Here is a 21,895-nt window from a genome sequence, read left to right as displayed (position 1 = left end):
CGTTCTCTTCTGTGAAAGGGGTGAGTGGCGCGAATGGCCAACGTGTCCTAAACGGTGAACTACGAGCGGCGCCCGATTAGTCCCGTTTTGTAGTTCAATCTCCCGTGCAGGGTAGGTCTGTGAGTCCTAGGAAGAGCAGGGGGTGGGCTGCAGGCTGACATGCTTGGGACCGGTCCCTACGGTGGAAGCATGCCTACAGCACGTGCCTACGCGGCTCCGTCCGCGACCGAACCCCTTGTCCCGACCACGATCGAACGCCGCGAGCCGGGCCCGCATGAGGTCCTCATCGCGATCAAGTTCGCCGGCATCTGCCACTCCGACATCCACACTGCCCGCGGCGAGTGGGGCGCCATCTCCTACCCCATCGTCACTGGCCACGAGATCGCGGGCGTCGTGGAGGCGGTCGGCTCCGAGGTGACGAAGTACGCCGTCGGTGACCGGGTCGGCGTCGGCTGCTATGTCGACTCGTGCCGCAAGTGCGTCAACTGCCTCGCCGGCGAGGAGCAGTACTGCCTCGAGGGCGAGATAGGCACCTACAACGCGATCGGCCGGGACGGGAAGCCCACCGCTGGCGGGTACAGCACGCATATCACCGTCGAGGAGGACTATGTCCTGCGGATCCCAGACGGGCTCGACCTCGACGTGGCCGCGCCGCTCCTGTGCGCGGGCATCACGCTCTACTCACCCCTGAAGACGTGGGAAGCCGGGCCGGGGAAGCAGGTCGCGATCGTCGGGATGGGCGGCCTCGGGCACATGGGCGTCAAGATCGCCCACGCGCTCGGCGCCGAGGTCTCGGTGATCAGCCAGTCCCTCAAGAAGCAGGACGACGCCTTCCGGCTCGGCGCGGACCACTACTACGCGAGCTCGGACGAGAGCACGTTCGAGGACCTCAAGGGCCGCTTCGACCTGATCGTGAGCACCGTCTCCTCCGATCTGGACCTCGACGCGTACCTGGGTCTCCTGGCGCTCGACGGGACTTTCGTCGCCGCCGGCCTGCCCGAGAACCCGATGAGCTTCGGCCCCGGCTCCCTCGTCGGCTTCCGCCGCCGCCTCGCCGGAACGAAGAACGGCGGCATCCGCCAGACCCAGGAGATGCTCGACTTCTGCGCCGAGCATGGGCTCGGCGCAGAGATCGAGGTCATCCCAGCGGAGAAGATCAACGAGGCCTGGGAGCGGGTTGTCGCGAGCGACGTCCGCTACCGCTTCGTGATCGACACGTCGACCCTCTGACGAGCTCCGCCTAGGGGTGCAGGAGCACCTTCGTGTAGCCGTCGACGCGCTTGTCGAACTTCTCATAGGCATCCGGCGCCTCGTCGAGCCCGACCTCATGCGAAACGATGAGGGAGGGCTCGGCGCGGCCCGCGATGATGAGATCACGAAGGTACCGGTTGTACTTCTTCACCGGGCACTGGCCCCCGGCGATGCTGATGCCCTTCGTGAACGCCGTGCCGTAGTCGAAGGCGACGCGGCCATGCTTCGCGAGCTCGGTCGCCGCCCCCGGATCTTCCGGCATGTAGACGCCGACGACGCCGATGTGGCCCGTCGCGCGGACCGCCTCGATGAGCTTGTCGAGCACCATTTCGGGGTGCTCCTGCCCGGTCGCGTCGTGTGCCTGGTAGCCCACGGCCTCGATCCCGCAGTCCGCGCCCAAGCCGCCTGTCGCCTCCATGACGACCTCCGTGGGATCCTCGCTCGCGAAGTTGATCGCCTTCGCTCCGAGACGCTCCGCGAGCGCGAGCCGATCCGGCTCCTTGTCGACGACGAAGACCTGCGAGGCTCCCCGGATGAGGGAGCTGTAGGCGGCCATCTGGCCCACGGGACCCGCGCCGAAGACGACGACCGAGTGCCCCGGGCTCACGCCTGCGAGCTCCGAGCCGTGGTAGCCGGTCGGGAAGATGTCGGAGAGCAGCGTGAAGTCGCTCTCGTGCTCCTTGCCCTCCGGCAGTTTGAGCAGGTTGAAATCGGCCCAAGGGACGCGCAGAAGCTCTGCCTGGCCGCCCCAGTAGCCGCCCATGTTGGGGTAGCCGTAGCCCGCGCCCGGCGTACCGGTGGGGTTCGCTCGCAGACAAGCGGACGTGAAGCCCTCATTGCAGTTGCGGCACGTCCCGCACGCGATGTTGAAGGGCACCGAGACTCGGTCGCCGACCTTGATGCGGTTGACCGCTGGCCCGACCTCCTCGACGATCCCCATGTTCTCGTGGCCGATCACCATGCCGGCCTCGAGTTCTGCCCGGCCTTCATAGGGGTGGAGGTCGGAACCGCAGATGTTGGAGGTCGTGATGCGGATGATTGCATCCAGGGGTTCCTCGATGCGAGGATCCTCGACCTCTTCGACAGTAACGTTGAACGGACCTTGGTACACGACAGCCTTCATGGCCGCGCCTTACCCCCGGCGCCCGGGCCCCACACCATTAGACAAGTACAATGCGTCTATGCCTCCCCGCACGCACCGGGTCACCGACGCTGACGCGCTCGAGCCGGGGGACGCCGTCGTCGTCCTCTTCCAAGGCTCCCACGCGCTCGGCACCGTCATCGGGCCCAGCGGCGACGGCGCGCTCCTGCTCGCCGAGAAGGAAAACGGCGCGGCGCTCCGCGTGGACCCCCGGCTCACGGTGGTCCTCAGGGTGCCCGGGGCAGGTAGCGCCCCGATGGAGGACGCAATGAACGATGCCGCAACGAACGACGGCGCAAGGAACGACGGCGGTCTGGTCACCGCCCGCCGCGGGCTGGAGGAGGCAACCGCCTGAGTACCGCGCTGGAATGCGGTCGACTCAGGCATGCTCTCCAGGATGCTCTCAAACGCGCCGGAAGCGAGCGATGACGGGGCAGTCGAAAGGGTCCCGGGCAGCGAGCCCAACCCGGTTGAGGTAGGAGATGACGATCCCGTAGGAGCGCCAGATGCTGGTCTCCGCGTAGGGGACCGCGAGCTCGGTGCACTGCTCGCGCACGAGCTTCCGAGCCCTCGCGAGGTGGGGCCGAGGCATGCTAGGGAACAGGTGGTGCTCCACCTGGTAGTTCAGGCCCCCCATAAGCCAAGTGGCCCACCAGCCGCCTGAGATGTTGCGCGACGTGCGCACCTGCTTGCTGAAGAAATCCAGCTTCGCATCCGGCGCGATGACGGGCATGCCCTTGTGGTTCGGGGCGAATGTAGCCCCCATGTAGAGCCCGAACACCGCGAGCTGGACACCGAGAAACGCGAACCCCATTCCGAGGGGCAGCAACCAGAAGAGTGGTACCAGAACCAGGCCGAAGCGCAGGGCGAGCAGCCCTAGCTCTGTCCAACGCGCCTTGACAGGGCCCCGGGAGAACAGGTGCCGGAAGCTTAGGTAGTGGAGGTTGATCCCCTCGAGCGTCAGCAGAGGGAAGAACAGCCATCCTTGCCTGCGCGTGATGAGGGCGCGCCAGCCCCTTGCCTTCGCCGCGTCTTCCTGGAGGAAGGAGATGGTGTCAACCTCAATGTCAGGATCGCGGCCCACCCGGTTTGGGTTGGCATGGTGGCGCGTGTGCTTGGAGTCCCACCACGAGAAGCTCACCCCGGCTACGACGGCGAGGGCTCGGGCGAGTACGTCATTCGCGGGTCCGCCCGCCAGGATCTGGCGGTGCCCGGCCTCGTGTGCAAGGAAGGCCACCTGCGTGAAGAGGATGCCGAGTGCGGCGGCGATGAGGAGTTGGAACCAGCTCTGCCCGAGCAGTACCGAGCCCGCAGTGCAGGCTGCCAAGCCGATCAGGAGGATTCCGCCGACGAGCGCGTAGAACCATCGCGCGCGGCGCAAGAGGCCCGACTGGCGCACCGTCTGGGAGAGGCTGAGGTAGGCCCTGGTCAGCGGAGGGTAGGTCTCCGTGCCCGCGTAGGTCTGACGACCGGAAGAGGAAGGAAGTGCGGGGCTAGAGACTGTGGCGATCAGGCACCTGTTCACTGGACGTAAATTGCGAATTGCGGGTTACCCACGCTGTATTGTGGTCACCCCATTTAGAGTGGAAGCCGGCTGGCGGCGCCCCTGGGGACGATCCGCCTGCCGGCTCCGTCGATCAGTCGTTCACGACGACTGACCCCTCAAGTCGTTATTCGCTCAGAGAGGGCGAATGTTCGTGGCCTGCGGGCCCTTGGGACCACGCTCGGTGTCGAACTCGACCTGCTGGCCCTCCTCGAGCGAGCGGAAGCCCTGGGCGACGATCGCGCTGTAGTGCGCGAACACATCGGGAGCACCGCCATCGGGAGCGATGAAGCCGAAGCCCTTCTCAGAGTTGAACCATTTGACGGTGCCAGTGGCCATAGTCAGTCTTAACTTTCTGTTTGATTCGGCCACCGGAAACCGCCAGCAGCCATGATATGCCCGTGAAGGCATTCTGGTCAGTCTACACGGTCATCAAGAGTTATAGCTAATCGTCGCGGCGCCGTTGCTGTAGACGATCTTGCCGCCCTGGAAATCCTGCTCGATCGCGCTTGTCGTGGTTCCGGTCGTGGTTGTTCCGGTCGTGGCCCCTGGGGTGGGGGTGGGCGTGGCCGGTGTCGTGACGGTGTAGACCTCGCTCGTCGGATACCCGAGCTTGCCGCGCTCAAAGCCGGTCGACTGCCAGGCCTGACGGATCGGCCCGTACGACTCGTGCGCCCCCGTGGTCGGCGACCAGATGATCGCGCCGCCCTGGTAGTTCTGGTAGGTCCCGCCGTTCACGAGGCCGGAGACGACCTCGGTGGTCGGGTAGCCGAGCACGCCCGTCTCGAAGCCGGTGGTCGACCACTCCTGGCGGATGGGCCCGTACGACTCGTGCGTGCCCGCCGTCGGGGAGGAGATGATCGCGCCGTTCTCGTAGTTCTGGTACGAGCCGCCGTTGATGAGACCCGCGACGATGTTGCTCGTTGGGTAGCCGAGGATTCCTCGCTCGAAGCCGAGCTGCTGCCACTCCTGCCGGATCAAACCGTACGACTCGTGGGTCCCGGCCGTCGGGGAGGAGATGATCGCGCCGCCTTCGTAGTTCTGGTACGAGCCCCCGTTGACGAGGCCCGCCACGACGTTGGTCGTCGGGTAGCCGAGGATTCCTCCCTCGAAGCCGAGCTGCTGCCACCGGGTCCGCATCGCCCCCAGCGACTCGTGCGTCCCCGCGGTTGGCGAGGAGATGATCGCGCCGTTCTCGAAGTTCTGGTAGGAGCCGCCGTTGCGGAGCCCCGTGACCGTCTCGGTCGTGGGGTAACCGAGCTCACCGCCCTCGAAACCTAGCTGCTGCCACCGCTGGCGGATCACGCCCATGGACGAATGAGCACCGGTCGACGGAGACCAGATGATCGCTCCGCCCTCGTAGTTCTGGTAGACGCCTCCGTTCCGGAGGCCCCCCACCTCGTCGGTGGTCGGGTAGCCCAGGGCACCATTCTCGAATCCGAGGGCAGACCACCGCGAGCGGATGGCTCCATGCGAGACCATCGCGCCGTTTGCCGGCGTCCAGATGACGGCGCCGCCCTGGTAGTTGCGGTAGTAGCCGCCATCGCGGATGGGAGTGATCGAACCCGTCGCCGATCCGAGGCCCCACTGCGCGGCCTTTGCGTCCATCTGCGGGCCGATGATCGCTGCCATCGCCGTGATGGTCACCGTCGCCGAAGTCGAAGAGACCGAATTGACGGTGACCCGGGTTCCGCCGTCTGTCGTGAACGTCTGCCCTGGCTGCCACGAGAGGTTGTACGAGTAGTAGCCGCTGTACGGCTGGGTGCTCGGCGGAATCAGGAGCGACTCTGCCGGGTCGATGTCAGTCTTGAGAATCTGGATCCCCTCGTTGCCGCCCGTGGCCGTGGGGGCGTCGTAACCGACGGGGGCCTTGTACTGGAGGTAGTAGACCTCGCCCGTTGCCGGGTCGGTGAACTGGACTGCGCGACTCGCGCCCGTGCCGGCCCATGGGGTGAGCGTGTACGTCTTCGCGGTACCCGCGGTCCCGGCGTTCTGGATCTCGTTGCCGTTGCCGAACCCGCCGTACTGGAACAGGACCGAGTCGAGGTAGGGCCAGTTGTACTGGGAGATGCCCATGATGCTGTTGTTGTCGCCGTATTCACGGGACGAGCACGCCGAGTCGGTGAAGGCGCTGCCCACGATCTGCGAGTCCATCGCACCATCAGTGCACTGCAGGATGTTCGAGTGGCCGAGGCCTTGGATGTGGCCGAGTTCGTGGGTCATGACCGGGCCCGTGAAGCTTGACTGCTGGGCCACGATGATCCGGCCGTACTCGTTGCCCAACGCGTTGCCCATCTGCCAGGTAACGCCGAGGGCGCCCGAGACCCCGCTCACCGAGACATTCGCGTTCGGGATCATCATCATGAGCACTTTGTCGGGCGCGTCCGTCCAATGAAGGTTCGCGGCGACCGCATTCATGATGGTCGAGAAATCCGCGGTCGAAGCGTAGTTAATCGAGGTGCTCTGCACGGCTCCCGCTTGAACAAGTGAAATGTGCCCCGCGGAGACTGTCTGCCAGTAGCTGACGGCCGACTGGAAAGAATTCTGCATCGCCGTCGTGTCGTAAGTCGCGGTCGCATGATCGGTCGTCTGGACCGTCACGAGCGTGACACTGATCTGGGCTGTGCGCTGCGGATACGAAAGCGCGGGCTGGACCGCTGCGGGGGCGGCAACCGCGGCCGGTGCAGCACCTGGAGACGCGACGGCCGCCGTCGCCGGCAGGGCGGCGAGGAAGACAGCGGCTAGCGCCGAGACGATCGCTGCACGGCCCCGAGGTGCCTTGTTTATCCGCTTGGCCATGCCAGTCCTCTCCCCTTGACGCAAGTCAGCGCCAATATTACTGGTATATGACACGCCAAAGAAACCCCACTAATTAGGGGGTCACGCTCCGAGACTAAAGAGTCAACGTGTACCTCGGGCCAGCGTCCAGCACTAACCTATGTGTCACGGTTCACTTGGACCGTGAACGCCACGCTGCGGAAGGGGCCCCGTGCCGGATATTGCGAGCGGCGACCAGGAAACCCGGAATCGCGCCCTTAGGGCAAGCGTCCTTCAAGCGTTGGACGGGGAGCCTGAACTCGGCCTGAGCGGCCCCGACCGCGAGGAATTCGAGCGCCGATTCGATCGCCATTTCCCCGACCTCGAACAGCTCTTCAACTCGCTCTACGGCTCGCGGGGCGATTGGGTTGAACAACTCACCGCGCTCATCCTCGAGTGTGCAAGATCGTGGGAGCAACGCCCCGCCGAGCTCAAGGCCCTGGACGCCCGCCGCGAGGCGGAGCCGGATTGGTTCCAGTCACGCGAGATGCTGGGCGCGGTCTGCTATGTGGACCGCTACGCGGGCAACCTCGACGCGGTGCGCGAGCGCATCCCCTACTTCGAAGAGCTCGGCCTGACCTACCTGCACCTCATGCCGCTCTTCCTCGCGCCCGAGCCGAACTCGGACGGCGGCTACGCCGTCTCCAGCTACCGGGAGGTGAACCCCCGTCTGGGCACGATGGAGCAGCTCCGGGACCTTGCAGCGGAACTCCGGGAACACGGCATCAGCCTCGTGGTCGACTTCATCTTCAACCACACCTCGAACGAGCATGAGTGGGCCAAGCGTGCTGTGGCCGGCGAGGCCGAGTTCGAGGACTACTACTGGATCTTCCCGGACCGCACCATGCCGGACGCCTACGAGCGCACCGTCCGCGAGATCTTCCCCGACGACCACCCGGGTTCGTTCGTTCAGCTCGCTGACGGACGCTGGGTATGGGCCACCTTCCACACCTTCCAATGGGACCTCAACTACTCGAACCCCGCCGTCTTCCGCGCCATGGCCGCCGAGATGCTGTTCCTCGCGAACCAAGGCGTGGAGATCCTGCGCATGGACGCCGTCGCCTTCATCTGGAAGCAGCTCGGGACTGCGTGCGAGAGCCTGCCCCAAGCGCACGAACTCCTCCGCGCGTTCAACGCGGTGTGCCGCCTCGCCGCGCCGTCGCTCCTTTTCAAGTCGGAGGCCATCGTCCACCCCGACGAGGTGGTGCAGTACATCGATCCCGCCGAATGCCAGCTCTCGTACAACCCCCTCGAAATGGCCCTCACATGGGAGGCGCTTGCGACCCGGGACGCGCGGCTCCTCTCCCAGGCGCTTGAGCGCCGCCACAACCTCCCGTCAGGGACTGCATGGGTCAACTATGTGCGCAGCCACGACGACATCGGCTGGACCTTTGCCGATGAGGACGCGGCGGAACTCGGGATCAACGGCTTCGACCATCGCCGCTTCCTCAACGCCTTCTACGTGAACCGCTTCCCCGGGAGCTTCGCGCGGGGCGTCGCCTTCCAGGACAACCCCCGTACAGGCGACTGCCGGATCTCAGGCACGACGGCGTCGCTGTGCGGCCTCGAGGACGGCTCGCCGGAGGCGATCCGCCGCATCCTGCTGGTCCACTCGGTCGCGATGAGCACAGGCGGCATCCCGCTCCTGTACCTGGGCGATGAAGTGGGGCAGCTCAACGACTACTCGTACGGTCAGGAGCCCGGACACGAGGCGGACAGCCGCTGGGTCCACCGCCCCCATTTGCCGGCGGAGCGCTATGAGCACCGGAACGATCCGTCGACGCCCGAGGGCGCGGTCTATGCGGGAATGCGCAAAATGCTCGAAGTGCGCCGGCGGACGCCGGAGTTCGCAGGCAACCGCCTTGTCGACTTCCAGACGCACAACCCCCACGTGCTCGGATACCAACGGCCCGGTGACCAGCGGCCCGGTGACCAGCGGCCCGGCGAGGCGAGCGTCGTCGTCGTCCTCGCGAATTTCGGCGACTCACCCCAGCACGTCGAAGCGGCGACGCTTTCCGGGCTCGGAGGCACCGCCGTCGACCTCTTCACCGGGGCACGGGTGCCGCTCAGCGGGGGGCTCACCCTCGAGCCGCAGTCCTTCGCGTGGCTCAGGGTCGAGAAGCCATAGAACGGCCGCGGCGCTCTCTGCGCCGCGGCCGGATCGAGTGGACTTTCTTGTCAGTGCGACGGCATCGTCCTGTGATGCGTGTCGATGGCGGGCTTGATCGCCGCTGCCGTGACTCCGGCTGCGATGATCCCTGCGATCCATGAAGTCCAGGCTGCGCCCGTGTGGTCGTAGTAGGCGCCCATCCACGGAGAGATAAACAGCAGGATCCCCAAGGCGCACTGTGCATACTCGAGCCACGGAGTGCCCGGCATGGACAGATTGAGAACCGCCGCGACGATCAACAGGATGCCGAATATGAGCATGAGGGACTTTGACGAGCTGGTCTGGTTGGTCCAGAAGATCGCCAGCGCGGCGTACAAGCCGCATAGCCCTGCTACGTAGTCCTCCCAGCGTGTCCACTTTGTCATTTGGTTACTCCTCCCAACAACTTGCTCCTCCGGCCTCCCGAAGGAGCCGGTCAGTGGTTGGTGGTCGGTGCTTCCGCGCCGGCGCGCCGAGGCCGCTGGCCACTTCCAGTACACGACGCACGAACCCATGCTGTAAAGGGCACATAAGGTAACGGACTGGGCGTTATTTTCCGGGCGTGGAACTTTCAGGCGCCGGACTTTCAGGCGCCGGACTTTCAGGCGTCGAACTTGGTCTCGATGTCCGAGTTCGTCACGCTTGCTATGACGCCACGGGCCACGTCCGCGAGCTTCTCGTTGCGGGCGTTGCTCGCCCGCTTGAGGATCTCGAACGCTTCCTCGGGCGAACAGCGGTTCTGGCCCATGACGACGCCCATCGCGATGTCGATCACGGTGCGATTCTGCATTGCGGCCGCCCGGTGCTCGGCGAGCTCCTGCTGGTGCGCGTACCGTGCTGCGAGCCGCAGGGCCCAAGACACCCCGCGCCGGCAGCGGCCGACGGCGCCGAGGAGCGCATGCGAGCCAGCCTCCGCCTCCGCCCCGAGGAGGACGAGCGCGGCTTGAGCTTCGTCCTCGAGAGGGACTGGGAGGGCCATCAGCAGCTGATCGGTTGCCGGCTTGCTGGGGCTTGCTGCAGGGTTGGCGGGACCCTCCGGGCTCGGGCCGATCACGGAGACCGACTCGGTGAGCACGGAGAGGAGGGGGCTCGACTTGCGCGCGAGCCACGTGTGCATGACGTGCTCGGTGGACTTGTCGCTCGCGGCGACGAGGATCGGACGACGACGACGCTGCACCGCGATTCCGCACGCCACCGCGTGCTCGGCTAGCGAGTCCGAGGCCCACTGGGCCAAGCCGTAGGCCACGTCCTCCAAGCTTGTGTGCTCAAGCAGCAGCCGGTGCAGTTCGGAGTACTCCAGCTCGGAGTTCTCCGGTCCGAGATCGTCGTTCCGAGCCTCCGCCCCGGGCTGCCGGCGGTTTGTAGGGCTCGTTGACTCCATGCCTAGGGTGTACCCAAAAAAAACGCATGCTAAGCACGGGTTTAGATCCTGGGCGCCCGCTGGTCCGCCCACGGCAGCCGGGTGTGGGCGACAACGCGGATCTTCTGCATCGACGGGTCCTGAGCGCCGGGGACAACCATCCCGGCTTCGACGCCACTGCGCAGGTAGTCGACGACAGCCTCGTTGATGTTCTCCCCCGGCACGACGACAGGAATTCCCGGCGGGTAGGGCGTGAGCTGTTCGGCGGCGATCCGGCCGACGGCGTCCTGCGCGTCCACGAGTTCGGCCTCGGCAAAGAAGGCCTCGCGAGGCGGCATCGCGGGCTCCAGCTCGAGCTCATGGGGAGACGGGAAGTCGACCGGCTTGGGGCGCGGGAGAGTCGGCGCCGCATCGGCGAGGCGACCCAACGAGGCGAGGAGGCGATCCGCCGTCTCCGGTGTGTCCGCGAGCGAGAGCGCCGCCTGGATGTGGTCGTGGTCGAAGAGGCTCAGATCGAGGCCCTCGTGCTCGCGCAGCCAGTCCCCCGCGTCGTAGCCGCTCACGTCGAGGCCGGAGATGTCCATGAGGATTTGGAGTCGGTCGAGGTCGTGCGAGGATTCTGCGCCGAGCAGTTCGTCCTCGAGCACATGGAAGCCAGGGAGCGCGTCGATCTCGCGGCGGAGCTTGCGGGCGACGTCGAGCGCGTCCCCTAGGACGCGGTGCCCTTCGCCGACCATGTGGCGCCGCCACCCGTCGATCGCCGAGAGGATCAGCACGTTCGTGCTCGTGGTGCCGAGGAGGTCGGCGCACGCCGAGAGGCGGTAGCTGTCCACCAGATCGCCCTGCAGATGGAAGACGGAGCCCTGCTCGAAGCCCGCCCCCATCTTGTGGACGCTCACGACGCACACATCGGCGCCGGCGTCCATGGCCCACCGCGGGAGGTCCTCATGGAACGGAAGGTGAGCGCCCCACGCCTCGTCGACGATGAGCGGCTTGCCGTGGCGATGGCAGACCTCGGCAATGCCGGCGATGTCCGCACACGTGCCATACGGCGTCGGACTCACAATGAGGCAGCCCGCCGCGCGCGGGTAGCGGGCGAAGCCCTCGTCGACCGCTTCGGGCGACGGCGGGTGCGCGATGTGCCGCTCGGTGTCCCACGAGGGCGAGACCCATCGGGGCATGAGGCCCGCGAACACGAGGCCCGCGACGACCGACTTGTGCACGTCCCTCGCGACCAGGAGCTGGCCCTTGCCTCCTGCGACGGCGAGCATCGCGGCCTTGATGGAGAGCGAGCTGCCGCAGGTCGAGAAGAACGCCTGGTCCGCGCCGACCGCCTCCGCCATGAGCTCTTCGGCCTGCTTGAGGATTCCGCGGGACGATTTGCGGTCGTCGAGGCCTCCCGTCATGAGGACGTCCGAGCGGAACGCCTCCGCGCCGATCGCGTGCAGCGTCTTCTCGTCCACCCCACGGCCCTCGCGGTGCCCTGGGGGCGTGAAGCCGTAGTGATCCCAGTTCTTGTATTCCTCCAGTGCGGCGAGAAGGGGTGCTTCGCTCTGGTCCATTCGCTCTCTTTCAGTCTTCACTCGTCTTCGGGACTCTTCTTGGCCTCCACAACGAGGTCGCCGTGGGCGTCCTCCGGGACCGGCTGGTCCGGGCCGTGGGAGATTTCCTCCGGCTCCGGCAGGAGCGCGGGCTCGGGGGTGCGGACGACGACGGCGGGCACGGCGAGGAACATGACGACGACCAGCGCGGCGAGGGCGCCCGCCACGATCCAGGACTCCAATCGGCCGAGGACGACGTCGAAGATGAGTGCTGCCGTCCCGACGATGAGGAGTGCCGCGAGCCCTAGGCCGACCTTCGCTGCCCACGCGCCACTCGTCACGAGGCGGTTCTTCACTTGCCGACGGAACAGTCGGCGATGGACCGCGAGCGGCATGAGGACGACAGAGAGCGCGGTCGCCGCGATGATGACGAGCCCCAAGTACAGGGTCTTCTCGTAGGAGTCCAGCACCGAGAAGCGGTTCTGGAACGGGAGGGTCAGAAGGAAGCCCGCGATGAGCTGGAGGCCCGTCTGCAGGATGCGGAGCTCCTGCAGGATTTCGGCCCAGTTCCTGTCGAGCTTCTCGGCATACGTCTCGTTCCGGTGGTAGAGCGCGTAGCGCACGCCGTTCCGGTCGCCTTCGCCCTTCCCGTCCAGATCGGTGGTGTCGGATGACATCGGACTCCGCCACTCCTTCCTGCTGGACCTGACCCGCTGGATCGCCCGGACCGCCGGCGGCTGTGCCGCCAGCGGTCCGGTCGATTCCTTTCAGTCGTCCGGTATAGCTGGACCACCTGGGCCGAACGGGTCCGGGGGTCCTCCCGGGCCCGGGAACGGCTGGTTGGGGTCAGGTGGCCCGTCGGGTCCGCGGCCGGGTTCCGGCTGCTCCGGAGGCAACCCCGGAACGGGGTCAGGTGAAGGTTCTGGTCGTTCCTCCGGTGGGAGCGTGGTCTCGGACGTCACAGTCATGACTGCAGACATGGTCCTCCTCACGGCGTCTCGGTTACTCGGACACTCAGTTCTTTCCCGATTCGAGGTGTCCCAGACATGACGTCACTGCGAAATGAAGGCGATGAGCTCCCCGACCCGGTAGGTCGCGTAGTAGCGGGCCACGTCTGCCTGCGCGAGGATGCCGACGAGGCGGCCCTCTTGAATGACCGGGAGCCGGCGCACGCGCCGTCCCTCCATGAGGGCTATCGCGTTCTCGATCGTTGCCTCGGGATCGATCGTGACGGGCGGACGCGCGGCGATCGCGCCGACCCGCTCCGAGCGAGCGTCCGAGCCCTCGGCGATTCCTCGGATGACGATGTCTCGGTCCGTCAGCATTCCAGCCAGGTCCCCATCAGGGGCAAGCACGGGGAGCGCGCCGACGTCGAGGTCGCGGAGCCTCCGCGCCGCGACCTCGAGAGTCTCGTCCGCACCGATGCACTCGACGCGGCGTGTCATCAGGTCTCTCACCTTTGGCATCGCTCCCCCGATCCCACCCCGCTGCCCAAGACTTCGGTGGCCTCGGTGTCACGGTCCGGGACCGTCGTCGGGCTCTCGAGGTGAACAGCGTGCGAAGGCAGCACGCCCGCCCCGCCGTACCGTTCCATAACGCGCCATTGGGCCACGACGTCCTCCCCCGCATGCGAAGGCGGAAGGTCACGCCAGAATTCGAAGCCGCCGCACTCGACGAGCGCGTCCCGCCGGAACAGTGCACAGCCACCGACCCATGCCACGCGGTAGGCGAGCCATCCACCCGGGCGCAGCCGGCCGTCGGCGCGTGCGCGCGCGGCGAGGTGCGCCGGGTTGGCGGCGTTGTGCAGTGTCCACCGCTCGAAGCCGGGCTCGTCCCGCCCGAGCCGCTCGGGCTCCACAGGGCCGTCCCAAGGCTCGAAGGGCTCCAGTTCCCGTTCCCGCCGATCGTCGAGGTAGGAGAGACCTTGGACGGCCATGCCGACGAACCCGGCTCCCGTCCCCTCGAGGGCCTCCCGGAGCGTGCGGACGCCGTGGGGGGCGAGCCACACGTCGTCGTCGAGGAACAGCACGAGGGGCGCGGCCGACTGCTCGAGGAGGAACTGCCGGTGCTCCGCCAACCCGTTGCGCGGCTCGTGCCGATGAAACGCGACCCGGCGGCCCTGCGCCTCGAGGACCCGGAGCATTGCCTGTGCGGCGGGGTGCTCCCAGCTCGCTTCGGCGTCGCTCTGATCGCTCACGATCACGCCGAAGTCCGTGTCGGTCTGCGCTGCGAGCCCCGCGAGCGTGGTCGCGAGCTCGGCCGGTCGGTTGCGCGTCGGGATGAGGATCTCGAGCGGAGGCGGCGAGGGCCACGTGCGTCCCGGCCGCTCCCCCCAGGCCTCCGGGCCGCGGGCCGTCATGAGAGCTCGCCCCGATCGGCGGAGTTGCTGAGGGCATGGCGCCCGCGCGGGGCGGTCTTCCGCTCGACGTAGCCGAGCACCTCGAGCCGCCCTCCCACCTCGCGCACGGCCGACTGCTCCGCGAGCATCCCGGGCAGGTAGTCGCCGCCCTTTACATAGACGTCAGGGCGAAGCTCGCGAATGAGCGGCACCGCGGTCTCGGAGTCGAAGACGACGGCGCAGTCAACCGAGCCGAGCGCCGCAACGACGGCGGCGCGGTCCTCCTCGCCCACCACCGGCGGTGCGCCGCGGAGCCGGCGGACGGACTCGTCGGAGTTGACTCCGACCACGAGCAGGCCACCGTGGCGTGCTGCCTCGTCGAGGAACGCGGTGTGCCCACGGTGCAGCTCGTCGAAGACGCCGTTCGTGAGGACGACGGCGAACCCCGCCTCGCGCGCCTCCTCGACCGCGCGTCGGGTCTCCTCCCACGTGCGCACAGCGGTGGGCCGCTTGAGCGCTCGCTCCTCACCCGCCGTCGTACGCATGTCGCTGCCCGTACCGCGGGCTGCCTCCGGGACTGGCGCACCGGCGAGCTCGGCGAGCAGCCGCTCGGCCGTGCAGATCGAAGTCCCCGGGGATTCGACGACGACGTCGGCGGCGGTCTGGCCGACGTCGGCCGCCTCGTCGATCGCAAGCCCGGCGGCGAGGCCGAGCGCGAGGCCGGCGACGAAAGTGTCCCCCGCCCCGACGGCATTCTGCTCCGGCGCGGGGCGTGCGCGTGTCGTGTGGCCGACAGGGCCCGTCTCGTCGGCGCTCAGCAGGACCGTGCCGTCGCGGTCGAGGGTCACGAGAGTGTGCCGAGCCCCGGTCGCCCTGCTGATCTCCTCGGCGTGTTCGGCCGCCCACGCGGCCCGGTCGACGCGGGGTACCGGCGAGCCCAGGAGCTCGGCGGCCTCGCTCGCGTTCGGCGTCACAACATCCGCGTGCAGGCTCGCCCAGCCCGCCGGGTGGCGGGCGTCGACCACGAGGGCGCGGGCCCTCTCGCGCGCGGCCGGGCGGTCCAAGGCCGCGAGCGCACCGAGACCGTAGTCGCACAGCACGACGGCGTCTGCCTCGCCGAACGCGGCGAGGGCGCGGTCGCAGGCCTCCCGGGACTCGTCGTCGTCCGCCGGGCGGCAGAAGTCGGAGCGCAGGAGCAGCTGGCCGTCGGCGACGAGCCGGGCCTTGACCGAGGTGGTGCGCCCGGGGAACCGGACGATCGACTCCGTCTCGACCCCTGCCTCCGCAAGCCTCGCGACGAGCGCATCGCCGGGCTCGTCGTCGCCCGCTACGCCCAGGAGCCGGACGCGCGCCCCCAGGGCCGCGAGGTTCATCGCGGTGTTCGCGGCACCGCCGGGCGCGTCCAGCGTGCGATCCACGTCCAGCACGGGGACCGGGCCTTCGCGGCACAGGCGTTCGGCCGTGCCTTCCCAGCGCCGGTCGAGCAGGATGTCCCCTACAACAAGGACGCTCGGGCGCTTGCCGCGCAGGGTCTCGATCAGGTGCTCCGCTCCCATACTCAGTGTCTCCTTGCTCGCGCAGTGACAGGGGGTTCGAGGTGGACGGCCTTCGGCCGGCTCAGCTCGTCGAGAAGATTCGGTCCGAAACCCGCAGGCATCCCGGCTTGGGGGACGTTCGGCGCGTCAGAGCCGGAGGGGATCCCGTTGATAGTCAGTGCGGCTACGGGAAGCTCGGCCGCGGCGAGCTGGGCGTGGCCGATATCCCGGGTGAGAACAGTCGCCGCGGGGCCCGACGGCGGTTCGGCGGCTTCGGCGAGCGCCTCCTCGAAGCTGTGCACGCCCATGACGGCCGCAACCGGCCCGCGCACTTCCTCGTGCATTACGGGAAGGAGGGGCGTGCACGCGCCGAGGACCGTCGGAGGGTAGTAGGAGCCCGGCCCCTCGGGGATGCTCGCTCCCGTGACGGCAATCGCTCCACCGTCCACGGAGGCGGTCACCGACGCGTGGACGGAGCGACGCGCCTGATCGTCGACGAGCGGTCCCACGCGCCGAGGATCGCCCCAGGCGAGCGCCTGGCCGGCGAGCGCCCCCAGGAAGGACTCTTCGACGTCGTCCATCACGAACACCCGCCCCGCCGACCATCGGAGCTGCCCAGCGTGCTGGAACGCGGATTCGGCGACGCACGCAGCCGCCCACTCGACGTCGACGCCGCGGTCTACGATCACGGCTCCATTCCCTGCCGGGACGCGCACTAGGCGGGCTCCGGAGCGGTAGGCGGCCTCGGCGAGGCTCCCCGATATGTCGGTTCCCCCAACGTGGACGACGGCGTCGACGTGCCGGTCGCGTACGAGGGCTTCCGCGAGCTCCGCATCGCCGAGCACCGTGCTGAGGACGCCGGGCGGGGTGACCGATTCGAAGACCTCCCCCAGCCGGCGGGCCACGAGCAGACACCGCTCGCTCGGCTTGAGGACTGCGACGTTGCCCGCCGCGATGCTGGCCCCCGCGACGGCGCACGCGGTCGCGACGGGATCGTCCCACGATGTGAGGCCGAGCACGACGCCGTACGGCTCGAAAACCGTGAAGTCGAGGCCGGAGACAACGCCTGCGAGGCTCGGACCGGAGCGAAGGAGGCTCAGCTCGGCGTAACGGCGAAGCGATTCGGCACCGGCTCGGATCCCGACGAGCGCGTCCGCGAAGACGCGCCCCGTCTCCCGGGCGTTGAGATCGGCAAGGTCCTCGGCGGCGTCGTCAACCGCCGCGGCGAGCTCCCGCAGGGCAGCCGCCCGATCGGCCTGGGGCGAGCGCCGCCACTCGATCCACGCCTGACGCGCTGTACGGAGGACCGCCTCCGCACGGTCCGGCCCACTGAACGGCACGGACGCAAGCAGGCCGCCAGTGCGGGGGTCCCGGCGCTGGCCTCCGTCGGCGGGGGCCAGCGCCGGTGAGGAAGTCTGGGCCGGTGAGGAAGTCTGGGCCGGTGAGGGGGTGGTGGCCTCGCTGAGAGGCTGTGACTGGGCTGCCCGGGCGGGCAAAGCGGAACTCATCAAATCCTCCTGATTGAGTGCATCGAGGGGTTACCCGCGCACCGTCGCCCCAAGCATGGGGATGCGTTTACCCGCGCGCCGTTTCCCGCGTCATCCCGGAGGGTAGCCCTCCACCATGACAGACACCCCGGTGACAGGCCCCCCGGAGCTCTTCGACAACGTCGAGCGCATCGCGATCCTGCGCGGAGGCGGGATCGGCGACCTGCTCTCGACGCTGCCCGCCCTCGAGTCGATCCGCGCCGTCTACCCGACAGCCGAGCAGATCATGCTGACGACCCCGCTCCTCGCGAGCCTCCTCGAGGATCGGCCGGGGCCGGTGGACCGCACCGTCGTCGTGCCTGTCTTCCCCGACGCAACCGCCCCCGACGGCCGCGGCTGGCGCGAGCACCCGGAGACCATTGAGGTCATCGAGAAGCTGCGGGCCGAGGGCATAGACCTCGCGCTTCAGCTCCACGGCGGTGGGCGCAATTCCAACCCGTTCGTGAACGCTCTCGAGGCTCGCCACACGGTGGGCTGCGCAACGCCGGACGCGGAGCCGCTCGAGCGGGTCCTCCCGCACCTCTATTACCAGCGCGAAGCCGCCCGGTGGCTCGAGGTCGTCGCGCTCGCCGGAGCGGACGCCGTCGACCATGAACCGCGTTTCATCGCCACGTCAAAAGATGCGGAAGCCGCCGAACCGTGGCTCGTGCCCGGGGCGCCGGGGCTCGTCGTCGTGCATGCGGGCGCGACCGACCCGCGCCGCCGGTGGCCCGCGGAGCGCTTCGCCGCCGTGGCCGCGGAACTGGCTATCGACGGCTGGCAGGTCATTGTGGTGGGCGACCCGAGCGAGCGTGAGCTTGCCGACGGGATCGCGGAGAAGGCCGCGGATCTCGCGCCGGGCGCCAGGGAGCTCATCTCCTCCGCGGCCGGACGCACGAGCGTGAGGGAGCTTGTCGGGCTGCTTGCGCACGCGCGCCTCGTCGTCGCGAACGACAGCGGGCCGCGGCATCTCGCTCAGGCGCTCGGGACCCCGACGGCGTCCGTCTACTGGGTGGGGAACCTCATCAACGCGGGGCCCGAGGGCCGGCGCCGCCACCGCGTCCAGATCGCGTGGCGGGGCGACTGCCCCGTGTGCGGCTCCGACGGCACGAACCCGTTCGGCCGGCACTGCGATCACGCCGTGACCTGGGTGGGCGCGGTGCCGACCGAAGCTGTGCTCCAGGACGCGAAGGACCTCTTGGCGGGGCGGTAAAGCCGTCGGGCGGTGAGGTCGCGGGGCGTGAGGTCGCGGGCGACTGAGTCGGGGGGCGGTGAGGTCGCGGGGGCGTCCGCACTCGGGGCGAGAGTCCGGTTTCGCGACCAACATGCCCCGCGACCCCCCGCGGATCCCGCTCCGTCCCCGCGAGACCACAGCAAACGGACGAATCCGCATGGAATCACCTGCGCTCTCGTCCGTTAGCTCGGGTCTCGCAGCCCGCGCCCTCGCGGCAGCGCCTCCTCGTCCGATGCTCCGTCGCCTGGCTCTGCTCTCGTGGCTCGCACCCCCGCCGTCCGCTCCGATCCCGAGGCTCGACGCAGCCCGGGCGCCACCAAACGTTGCCGAAGGCGCACGTTCGGTGCGAACGCGTACGTTTCTGCGCGCCCAAACGTCCGCCCTCGGGATAAACGTCCGCACTCGGAACGACAGTCCGCTTTCGCGACCAACATGCACCGCCGCATCCTGCGGATCCCGCTCCGTCCCCGCGAGACCACAGCAAACGGACGAGACCGCAGGGATTCACCTGCGGTCTCGTCCGTTAGCTCGGGTCTCGCAGCTCGCACCCTCGCGACAGTGCCCCCTCGTCCGATGCTCCGTCGCCTGGCTCGGCTCTCGCGGCACGCGCCCCCGCGGCAGTTGCCCCCCTCGTCCGATGCTCCGTCGCCTGGCTCGGCCCTCGTGGCTCGCGACCTCCGCCGTCCACTCGGATCCCGAGGCTCGACGCAGCCCGGGCGCCACCCGGATCCCGAGGCTCGACTCAGCCCGGCCACGGCGCCCCCACGCCTTGCCGAAGGCGCACGTTCGGTGCGAACGCGTACGTTTCTGCGTGCCCAAACGTCCGCCCTCGGGCACAAACGTCCGCACTCGGCACAAACGTCCACACTCGGAACGAGAGTCCGCCTTCGCGACCACCTCGCACCGCCGCACCGCGCGAATCCCGCTCCCTCCCCGCGAGACCACAGCAAACGGACGAGACCGCAGGGATTCACCTGCGGTCTCGTCCGTTAGCTGTCATCTCGTGGCACGAGCGCACCGATTGCTCGGCTCGCACCGCCGTCGGCTCCCGCCCCTTACCTCGCGGGCCCCGAGCTTACGGCCAGGAGTCCTCCATCGAACCCATCACAAGAAGCTCGCGGACCTCGCAGCCGCGAGGCTGGGAGAGCGCGAAGATCACCGATCGCGCGGTGTCCGAGGGCCGGTTGAGGTTGGTCCGATCGTGGGGCTTGTACTCCTCGGGCCGGTCGTCGAAGAACGCGGTGTCCATGCCGCCCGGGATGAGCGTCGTCACCCCGACCCGTCCCTTCAGTTCGGCCGCGAGAGCCCGGGTGAAGCCGATCACGCCGAACTTCGAGGCGCAGTAGGCTGTCGCCCCACCCGCACCGCGCAGCCCGAGCGTCGAGGCAACCGTCACAACCCGGCCGTGGCTCCGCAGGAGGTGCGGGAGCGCCGCGCGAACGACGGCGGCCGTGCCGAGCAGGTTGACCGAGATCACCTTTTCCCACTCCTCGGCAGGAACCTCCGTGAGCTCACCGCAGCGGTCGATGCCGGCGGCGCACACGATCGCGTCGATCCCACCGGCTTCCTCAGCCACCTGCGCGACGGCTGCTTCGGCGGCCTCACGTCCTGAGAGGTCTACGACCCAACCACGCGCAGGCGCTTCGACAGGTTGACGGTCGAGCACGAGCGGGAGAGCGCCCTCGGCGACAAGCGCCTCGACCACGGCCGCACCGAGTCCCGACGCGCCGCCCGTCACCAGGACCCGCGCCCCCTTGAGGGGATGGCTCTCGTCGGTCCTCGTCTGGGGGATGGTGTCCATGCTCTGTGTCATCAATCCGTTCCTCTCTCTGTCGTCCAAAAGTTCGTCGTCCAAAAGTTCGTCCAAGAGTCACCTCCTGCTGGTCGCACCCGCGGGACGTGACCAACAAACGGCGCCGCACCCGCGGGACGTGACCAACAAACGGCGTCGCACCCGCGGGACGTGACCAACAAACGGCGTCGCACCCGCGGGACGTGACCAACAAACGGCGCCGCACCCGCGGGACGTGACCAACAAACGGCGCCGCACCCGCGGGACGTGACCAACAAACGGCGTTAGCCGAGGCTCGCGATCGCCGCAGCAAGGCCCGTCGTCGAGCGTCCCGGCTGAAGCGGCACGGTTACGACCTCGCCGCCCCACGAACGGAGCTGCTTCGACTCGGGGAGCTCATCTGGGTTGTAGTCCGCGCCCTTGACCCACACGTGGGGACGCAGGGTCGCGAGCACAGCCTCGGGCGTGTCCTCCGTGAAGATCTCGACGGCGTCCACGCAGCTCAGGGCCTGGAGCAGCTCGGCGCGGTCGTGCTCGTTCATGACGGGCCGCTCGGGGCCCTTGAGCCGGCGGATGGAGTCGTCCGAGTTGAGGCACACGATGAGGCAGTCGCCCAAGGCGCGGGCAGCCTGCAGGAGGTGAAGGTGCCCCGCATGCAGGAGGTCGAAACAACCGCCCGCGGCGACGACCGTGCCGCCCGCAGCGCGGACGCGCCGCGCGAGGGCGACGGCCGAGGACACCCCAGCGGCACCCGTTCCCTCCGCTTCCGGGAACCCCGGCTGCCCGCCGCGGCGCAGGGACGCGACGCCACCGGCCGCGAGGAACGCGGCGGCGGTCGCAACGGCTCCCTCGGTCGCCGCGCCGAGCTGCTCACCGTGGGCGAGCGCGACGGCGAGCGACGACGCGAAGCGATCCCCAGCGCCGCAGGGGTCCTCGATCCGCAACCCGGCGGACGGCACCGCAACGTGGGTATCGCCGTCGGGCTCGCACACCAGCGCGCCTCGCTCGCCGAGAGTCACGACGACGGCGCGCGCGCCCCAGCGCTGCCGCAAGCGTCCCGCCGCGACGGCGAGGGCGCCCGGTTCGTCAACCTGACGGCCCGAGAACGCTAGGAGCTCGGACAGATTCGGCGTGACGGCCGCCGCCCCAGAGATGGGGCGCGCCCCGCGGGGATGCGGGTCCCACACGACCGGGATGCGGCGCGCTACCGTCTCGAGGGCCGCGCGGACCGTCGGGACGCTCGTGAAGCGGCGCCCGTAGTCGGCGACGACGACGGCGTCCGCTTCCTCGAGCACGGAGAGCAGCGCGAAGTCGACCTCGGCGTACGGGGGCGTCCCGCAGCCCTCGTCCACGCGCGCGATCCTCTGGCCGCTTGCCGTGAGCCGCATCTTCACCGGAGTCGGCGCGCCGAGCGGGACGGCGTGAACGCGAACCGGTCCGAGCAACGCGCGGAGGCGGGCCGCGGCGTCGTCGTCCGCAAGGGCGGTGACGAGATCGACTTCGTGGCCGTCGTCCGCAAGGAGCGTCGCGACAAGGCCGGCACCGCCCGCACGTTCGAGGCGGTCGTCGACGTCGAGGACTGGCACGGGGGCATCAGGGCAGAGGCGGTCGGCATGGCCGACCAGGTCGATATCGAGCAGGGTGTCGCCGACAACGGCAATCTTCATA

At 68.7% G+C, this 21,895-nt stretch carries 18 protein-coding genes; 4 read left to right on the top strand and 14 right to left on the bottom strand.

What is annotated here, in order from left to right; genetic code table 11:
• The first annotated feature begins 189 nt into the window (after positions 1-189).
• The gene (locus LK10_RS12135) at positions 190-1,230 is read left to right on the top strand and encodes an NAD(P)-dependent alcohol dehydrogenase (protein ID WP_043124053.1); all 1,041 of its coding nucleotides are present in this window, start codon (positions 190-192) and stop codon (positions 1,228-1,230) included.
• Positions 1,231-1,240: 10 nt separating this feature from the next.
• Here the strand turns inward: LK10_RS12135 and LK10_RS12130 are convergent, their stop codons facing one another.
• The gene (locus LK10_RS12130; protein ID WP_043123990.1) at positions 1,241-2,374 is read right to left on the bottom strand and encodes a glutathione-independent formaldehyde dehydrogenase; all 1,134 of its coding nucleotides are present in this window, start codon (positions 2,372-2,374) and stop codon (positions 1,241-1,243) included.
• A 58-nt stretch (positions 2,375-2,432) separates the two neighbouring features.
• Here LK10_RS12130 and LK10_RS12125 point away from each other — a divergent pair, with 58 nt between their 5' ends.
• Positions 2,433-2,747, top strand: coding sequence for a hypothetical protein (locus LK10_RS12125; protein ID WP_043123988.1), 315 nt, complete (start codon positions 2,433-2,435; stop codon positions 2,745-2,747).
• Positions 2,748-2,795: 48 nt separating this feature from the next.
• Here LK10_RS12125 and LK10_RS12120 read toward each other — a convergent pair whose 3' ends face one another.
• The 3 genes from LK10_RS12120 to LK10_RS20900 all read right to left on the bottom strand — a co-directional run bounded on the left by LK10_RS12120 (position 2,796) and on the right by LK10_RS20900 (position 6,734).
• The gene (locus LK10_RS12120; protein WP_043124052.1) at positions 2,796-3,902 is read right to left on the bottom strand and encodes a fatty acid desaturase family protein; all 1,107 of its coding nucleotides are present in this window, start codon (positions 3,900-3,902) and stop codon (positions 2,796-2,798) included.
• Between the two features lie 168 nt (positions 3,903-4,070).
• Positions 4,071-4,274: a cold-shock protein gene (locus LK10_RS12115; RefSeq protein ID WP_043123986.1), complete on the bottom strand. Its 204-nt coding sequence runs from the start codon at positions 4,272-4,274 to the stop codon at positions 4,071-4,073.
• Positions 4,275-4,367: 93 nt separating this feature from the next.
• Complete coding sequence (locus LK10_RS20900; protein ID WP_052207271.1) at positions 4,368-6,734, bottom strand: hypothetical protein; 2,367 nt, start codon at positions 6,732-6,734, stop codon at positions 4,368-4,370.
• A 190-nt stretch (positions 6,735-6,924) separates the two neighbouring features.
• On the opposite strand from LK10_RS20900, the gene LK10_RS12100 reads away from it, so the two are divergent.
• Positions 6,925-8,880, top strand: a complete 1,956-nt coding sequence (locus tag LK10_RS12100; protein ID WP_043123983.1) for an alpha-amylase family glycosyl hydrolase — start codon at positions 6,925-6,927, stop codon at positions 8,878-8,880.
• A gap of 50 nt (positions 8,881-8,930) precedes the next feature.
• On the opposite strand, the gene LK10_RS12095 is transcribed toward LK10_RS12100, so the two are convergent.
• The 8 genes from LK10_RS12095 to LK10_RS12060 form a co-directional block, all read right to left on the bottom strand.
• A complete protein-coding gene (locus tag LK10_RS12095; protein ID WP_043123981.1) occupies positions 8,931-9,287 on the bottom strand; it encodes an SPW repeat protein in 357 nt (118 codons plus the stop codon).
• A gap of 215 nt (positions 9,288-9,502) precedes the next feature.
• Positions 9,503-10,282, bottom strand: coding sequence for an ANTAR domain-containing protein (locus tag LK10_RS20895; RefSeq protein ID WP_052207270.1), 780 nt, complete (start codon positions 10,280-10,282; stop codon positions 9,503-9,505).
• Between the two features lie 41 nt (positions 10,283-10,323).
• Positions 10,324-11,823, bottom strand: coding sequence for an aminotransferase class I/II-fold pyridoxal phosphate-dependent enzyme (locus tag LK10_RS22855; RefSeq protein WP_052207269.1), 1,500 nt, complete (start codon positions 11,821-11,823; stop codon positions 10,324-10,326).
• A 17-nt stretch (positions 11,824-11,840) separates the two neighbouring features.
• Positions 11,841-12,479: a DUF6328 family protein gene (locus tag LK10_RS12080; RefSeq protein WP_197061923.1), complete on the bottom strand. Its 639-nt coding sequence runs from the start codon at positions 12,477-12,479 to the stop codon at positions 11,841-11,843.
• A 375-nt stretch (positions 12,480-12,854) separates the two neighbouring features.
• On the bottom strand, positions 12,855-13,247 hold the full coding sequence (locus LK10_RS12075; RefSeq protein ID WP_231567749.1) for a CBS domain-containing protein: 393 nt from the start codon (positions 13,245-13,247) through the stop codon (positions 12,855-12,857).
• Between the two features lie 8 nt (positions 13,248-13,255).
• A complete protein-coding gene (locus tag LK10_RS12070) occupies positions 13,256-14,161 on the bottom strand; it encodes a glycosyltransferase family 2 protein (RefSeq protein WP_052207268.1) in 906 nt (301 codons plus the stop codon).
• Positions 14,158-15,696: a PfkB family carbohydrate kinase gene (locus LK10_RS12065; RefSeq protein WP_052207267.1), complete on the bottom strand. Its 1,539-nt coding sequence runs from the start codon at positions 15,694-15,696 to the stop codon at positions 14,158-14,160. The genes LK10_RS12070 and LK10_RS12065 overlap by 4 nt, the downstream gene beginning before the upstream one ends.
• Positions 15,697-15,698: 2 nt before the next feature.
• Positions 15,699-17,183, bottom strand: coding sequence for an aldehyde dehydrogenase family protein (locus tag LK10_RS12060; RefSeq protein WP_052207266.1), 1,485 nt, complete (start codon positions 17,181-17,183; stop codon positions 15,699-15,701).
• Positions 17,184-17,298: 115 nt separating this feature from the next.
• Here LK10_RS12060 and LK10_RS12055 point away from each other — a divergent pair, with 115 nt between their 5' ends.
• A complete protein-coding gene (locus LK10_RS12055) occupies positions 17,299-18,414 on the top strand; it encodes a glycosyltransferase family 9 protein (protein WP_043123977.1) in 1,116 nt (371 codons plus the stop codon).
• A 1,096-nt stretch (positions 18,415-19,510) separates the two neighbouring features.
• On the opposite strand, the gene LK10_RS12050 is transcribed toward LK10_RS12055, so the two are convergent.
• Together LK10_RS12050 and LK10_RS12045 are read right to left on the bottom strand one after the other, a co-directional pair.
• A complete protein-coding gene (locus tag LK10_RS12050) occupies positions 19,511-20,236 on the bottom strand; it encodes an SDR family oxidoreductase (protein WP_043124034.1) in 726 nt (241 codons plus the stop codon).
• Between the two features lie 275 nt (positions 20,237-20,511).
• Positions 20,512-21,894, bottom strand: a complete 1,383-nt coding sequence (locus tag LK10_RS12045) for a PfkB family carbohydrate kinase (RefSeq protein ID WP_043123976.1) — start codon at positions 21,892-21,894, stop codon at positions 20,512-20,514.
• Position 21,895: the final 1 nt, after the last annotated feature.

This window comes from Sinomonas humi, assembly GCF_000802235.1.
GTDB classification, from domain to species: domain Bacteria; phylum Actinomycetota; class Actinomycetes; order Actinomycetales; family Micrococcaceae; genus Sinomonas; species Sinomonas humi.
Note: the sequence above shows the minus strand (reverse complement) of the source record. Positions and strands in the feature narration are given on the sequence as shown.